This window comes from Neobacillus drentensis (assembly GCF_036965645.1).
Classification (GTDB): domain Bacteria; phylum Bacillota; class Bacilli; order Bacillales; family Cytobacillaceae; genus Neobacillus; species Neobacillus drentensis_D.
Genome location: NZ_JBALPZ010000123.1, coordinates 1 through 5,303, shown reverse-complemented (window position 1 = coordinate 5,303; position 5,303 = coordinate 1). Strand labels below are relative to the sequence as shown.

Here is a 5,303-nt window from a genome sequence, read left to right as displayed (position 1 = left end):
ATGATATTGAAAATCATTATCAATCGAATGATACAACAAGGGGGACCTTATGGGTAAAAAAATATTACTTTTCATATCTATTCTTCTATTATTTATGGGAATGATACATACTCCTGCATTAGCAGTTAATAATTCCAGTGGAGATATGAAGAAGGCAGAGGAATCAGTTGATCGAGCCATTGATTTAGCTTCTAAAGGGAACCTAGCAGAAGCAGAAAAGGCTTATGATCAATTTAACAAAACTTGGAGACAAATTGAAGAAGGCATAAAAGCTGATTCGGCTACGGCATATCGAGATATTGAATCAAATATGGGTAAGGTCGTTTATGCCTTTACCATAAAAAAACAAGATCAAGTTTTGGCGGCTCTAAAAGACTTAAAAGCCGTAAATGAAAAATTCGCAAGTGGTGGTTATCCAAAAGAAGCGGGTTTTAAGAAAGAAGATATAACACTTGATGATTTTATCCTGCTTTTACAAGAAACAAAGAAAGCGGTAAAAGAACAAGAACAAACTGATGCATTAAAAGAGATTAAAAACGCAAGTGACAGCTGGCTAAGTGTTGAAGGCATAGTGGTTGCCCAATCGGCCTCAGTATATAGTGATTCAGAAAGAGATTTGGTTACTATTCAAGCCATGCTATCTAATAATCCACCAAATTATCAAGATGCAAATCAAACAATTGATCATATGATTAACTACCTTTCACCATTAGCTAATAAGTCTCAATATACTTATTGGGATGCAGCGATGATATTAATTCGTGAAGGATTGGAAGCATTACTTGTTGTAATCGCTCTTATGTCCTTTGTGAACAAATCAGGAGAGGGCAAGGGGAAAGCTTGGATATGGTCTGGCGTATTATCAGGGTTAGGTGTTAGTGTAATTTTAGCTATCATTGTAAAATTCGTTATTTCATCGGGCGCTTTTGGTAATAACAATTCCCTTATAGGGGGATGGACAGGGCTATTTGCAGCAATCATGTTACTCTATATGAGCTACTGGCTTCATAGCCAATCCAATATTGCTGATTGGAATCGATATATACGAGAAAAAAGCCAGGCTGCATTAACTACTGGTAAACTCGTTTCCTTGGGAGTGCTTGCATTTCTAGCAGTATTCCGTGAAGGAACTGAAACTGTCTTATTTTACATCGGTATGGCAAGTCAAATAAAACTACAATCATTGTTATTAGGATTCCTCATTGGAGCTGTAATTTTGGGTATCTTAGCGTATTTAATGATTTTTGTCGGATTAAAGCTGCCGCTTCGCCCATTCTTTACAGTTTCTAGTATTATCGTATTCTATTTATCCATTAAATTTATGGGAATGGGGATTCACAGTCTTCAATTAGCTGGATTCATCCCAACTACCAATTCTCAAAGCATTCCAAGTATAGAATTTTTTGCACTTTATCCATCATGGGAAAGCACTATACCACAGATAATCCTAGTACTCATCGCAGCTTTTATTCTCTTGTTCAAAAATATAAAAAGCAAAAAACTTAAAACTTCTACAAACATTAATATTTAAAAAAGGTGGGAAATTTATTATGAAAAAGTTAACATCATTGGTCTTATCTATCGGTCTTGGAGGTTCTTTAATTTTAGCAGGCTGTAGTTCTGATAACAGTAAAGTATCAGAAGGTGTCGCTCAAATGTTGGATACAACGGAACAGCTTTCAAACGCGATTGATAGTGGGGACCAAGCAAAAGTAAAAGAGGTTGGACCAAAATTAGAAGATCAATGGTCTTCATTCGAAGATGATGTCAAGAAGGACAACAAAGATCTTTATGAAAAAATTGAAAAATACCTAGACCCAACTATTGCTGGTTCGGAAGCAGCAACTCTTGATAAAGAAGCTTTAAGTACTCTAAATGACCAGCTAACGGTTTCATTAAAGGAATTGGATGAGAAAATAAAATAATGCTTGTAAAAAAAGAGACTTTACTAAGGTCTCTTTTTTTGGCTCCATTTAACAGGTTCGGTTCAGAGGGAGAACACAAGAACTAATCCTACAATTGGAGTTTAGGATTCGCAAGGCGATTAGCTTCACCACATAGTGGTTTACAAAGCTAGTTTAACAACATATCAAACTTAAAATTTCCTTAAAAAAATAGTAAATAATAAATTTTTACAATGAGTTCATAATAGATTTACAATTTTCGTTTATAGTAAAAAAGTCAGAAAGATTAAAAAATGATTAAAATCACATTAGATTTTAATTAAAAAAGGGAGAGGGGAAAATTATTATGAAAACTGGCTTTAAGAAGAAGGCGATTCCTTTCATAGCCACAACAGTTCTCGCGACCACGGCTCTTACAACGCAAACTTTATTTAATGACGGTGGTAAACCAAACGCTAAAGCACAATCATTGTCAAAAGAAGAGGTGAAAAAGAATGGTGCATCATGGCTAGCTGGTGACCACCATGTACATAGTGAATGGAGTGTAGGTTGGGACAATTCTACAACCCCTCCTACTGCCATACGAGGCGGTGATGCCATTTATCCAATTGTTAAAAATGCAGAAAATGGTAAGAAGTATGGACTTGATTGGATGATGACAACCGATCATGGAGGTCCTAACCATTCCAAGGTTAACTTAGAACAAGCATATCCTGAATTATTAAAATCCCGTGAAGCTGTTCCTGACGTTCTTCAATTCTACGGAATGGAGCTTGATACACCAGGAGCTGACCACAGCACGCTAATGATTCCAAAAGGGGAAAATGAGTCACAAGTGCTTTATGATCTTGAAAGCAAGTTTAATTCTCGTGAAGCTTATCCAAATGACCCAAGCCGTAACACTGAATCAAAAATGATTGAAGCTCTTAACTATATGAAACAAATGGACGAACTTCCAATTTCTATCGCACATCATCCATCCCGTTCAGCGGCAGGTGTTGGTGCATGGGGACAAGATACTCCGCAAGAGTTCCGTAATTGGAATGATACAGCACCAAATATCTCTATCGGTATGGAAGGAGCTCCTGGTCACCAAGCAGCTGCTATTAATCCAGATGGCACTCTTGATCCTAAGGGGTCACGTGGCAGCTACTCAAACGCAAACGCTCCAACAATGGGTGGTTTCGATCAGATGAGTGCTATCGTTGGTGGTTTATGGGATTCGATGCTAGGTGAAGGAAGACACTGGTGGATTACAGCTACTTCTGACTCACATGTTAACTGGCGTGATGGAGGAAGTGACTTCTGGCCTGGTGAATATTCTAAAACATATGTAAAAGCAGAGAAAAATTATGAAGATGTAATGGAAAACCTTCGTCAAGGGAATGTATTTGTAACAACGGGTGACCTAATCTCAGAACTTGATGTTAAAGTTCAAGCAGGAGGCAAATCACCATTGCATGCAGAGGCAAAAGGAAACTCAGCATCAATCGGTGAAACACTTACACTTCCAAGTAAGAAATCTGATGTAACAGTAACAGTCCGCATCAAAGATTTAAACGCTGCGAACTCTCATGGAGATAAGCCAAATGTTCAACGCGTTGACTTAATCATGGGAGAAGTGAATGGAAAAGTGGAAGACCGCTCAACAGCTTCTAATCCGACAACAAAAGTTGTAAAGCGTTTCACAGAAAGCGACTGGAAAAAAGATGGTGAATACATCACCATTACTTATACTTTAAAAGACGTGGACAAAGATAGCTATATTCGTTTACGTGGTACTAACACGGATCAATTAGAACCGGTGCAGGATCCAAAAGGAGAGAATCCATGGAATGACCTTTGGTTCTACTCAAATCCGATATTCATCCAAGCAGATAAGTAATTGAGGAAATGGAAAGACGAGGGGGGATTTAACACTCCTCGTCTTTCTATTATCTTATGTCACAACAACCTTGAATTGAAAACAAAAGGAAATGGACGTGGATCTTATGAAAAAGGTATGGTACTCGATTTTTCTCCTCTTACTCACATTTAGTTCAATTTTTCCTTCCCCAGCATCTGCTCATACCAATAATAGTGAGGGGTATTCTAACATTGTAGTCAAAAATAAATCGTTAGATTACGAGTTGAAGCTCGATCTTGAAGAACTGGGGCACGCCCTTAATAAGGCAACAAATGAAAGGGAGTTAATTAACAATAAGATTGTGCAGCGTTATATCAATTCCCATATCAAGATTTATGGTGATAGTGAATTACTTGAGGGCAATGTACTGAAAACGGATATAGAAATGCTTAAGGAGCGTCCGTTTGCCGTAATAAAAATGGAATACAAAACAAACCATAAGCCAGAAAAATTAGTGGTTCAATATAATATGTTTATGGATGATTCCGATCCAAGTCATGCCAATTTTGCCACAGTAAAAATGGACGGGAAGCAACAAGAAAAGATTTTGACATTCGAATCTAGGGAATTTGAAATTGGCAACATAAGTTTCATGCAGAACGCTATACAATTTTTAACGCTGGGATTAAAACATATTTTCACTGGTTATGATCATATTCTTTTTGTCATTAGCTTGCTATTTGGGGCGAAAACCATTCGTCATATTCTTTCCTTAGTAACAGCCTTTACAATTGCACACAGTATTACTTTGGCTCTGGCAACTTTAGACATTGTTCACCTGCCAACTAGATTTGTAGAGTCAGCTATTGCATTAAGTATTATTTATGTAGCACTTATGAATATTTTTAATCAAGACTCAAAACACCAGCCATGGCTTGCCTTTGCTTTTGGGTTAATCCATGGATTCGGTTTTGCAGGAATTCTTTCTGAAATGAGATTAGATACGAACCATATGGTCGCATCACTTTTATCTTTTAATATCGGAATCGAAATCGGTCAACTATTAATTGTTTCGCTCGTTTTCCCGATTATTTTATGGGTTAAGAAGTTAACCGTGAAACCAGTTAAATGGGTCATTCCAGGAACCTCAGCAGCAATTTTAGCATTTGGTCTTGTTTGGTTTATTCAGAGAGCTTTTTAAGTATAGGGATAAAATGCAAAGTTTAAAGAGTATAGAGATAAAAAGTGGTACCCAGTCAATGTAAGTTGGGTACCACTTTTTTATTTTTGTCGACTAATATTATTTTTTACAGTCATAACCAAAAATTATTCAAAAGACGTCTTTTATAGTTGTTTTAGTATTGTTATTTATTCATTCAGTATAAGTAAATATATAAATTTATTTCATATTGGTTAGGAAGTCAGCTGCCGTTTTTGGCGGCTGTTCTTATTGAGCTAACTTGGCAGGTGTGCGGCCGAGCCTAGGTCGTATCATATAGCGGGTGGGACTCCCGCCGAGTAAGAACTAGCCATTCGCTCGTAGCGAGTCTTGG

At 37.2% G+C, this 5,303-nt stretch carries 4 protein-coding genes; all 4 read left to right on the top strand.

The annotated features are described in order from the left end of the window. Positions 1 to 49 precede the first annotated feature (49 nt). Entirely contained in the window at positions 50 to 1,531 is a 1,482-nt protein-coding gene (locus V7266_RS21785; RefSeq protein WP_335470884.1) for an FTR1 family iron permease, read from the top strand. Positions 1,532 to 1,550: 19 nt separating this feature from the next. Continuing rightward, positions 1,551 to 1,925 (top strand): hypothetical protein, encoded by a 375-nt coding sequence (locus tag V7266_RS21780; protein WP_335470883.1) that lies wholly within the window; start codon positions 1,551 to 1,553, stop codon positions 1,923 to 1,925. A 325-nt stretch (positions 1,926 to 2,250) separates the two neighbouring features. After that, complete coding sequence (locus V7266_RS21775) at positions 2,251 to 3,789, top strand: phosphoesterase (RefSeq protein WP_335470882.1); 1,539 nt, start codon at positions 2,251 to 2,253, stop codon at positions 3,787 to 3,789. 106 nt (positions 3,790 to 3,895) lie between these two features. After that, positions 3,896 to 4,951 (top strand): HupE/UreJ family protein, encoded by a 1,056-nt coding sequence (locus V7266_RS21770; RefSeq protein WP_335470881.1) that lies wholly within the window; start codon positions 3,896 to 3,898, stop codon positions 4,949 to 4,951. Positions 4,952 to 5,303 lie beyond the last annotated feature (352 nt).

Excerpts from the sequence above, each read along its gene's own strand:
- V7266_RS21785 (WP_335470884.1), top strand. The coding sequence starts at position 50 with ATGGGTAAAAAAATATTACTTTTCATATCTATTCTTCTATTATTTATG.
- V7266_RS21780 (WP_335470883.1), top strand. The coding sequence starts at position 1,551 with ATGAAAAAGTTAACATCATTGGTCTTATCTATCGGTCTTGGAGGTTCT.
- V7266_RS21775 (WP_335470882.1), top strand. The coding sequence starts at position 2,251 with ATGAAAACTGGCTTTAAGAAGAAGGCGATTCCTTTCATAGCCACAACA.
- V7266_RS21770 (WP_335470881.1), top strand. The coding sequence starts at position 3,896 with ATGAAAAAGGTATGGTACTCGATTTTTCTCCTCTTACTCACATTTAGT.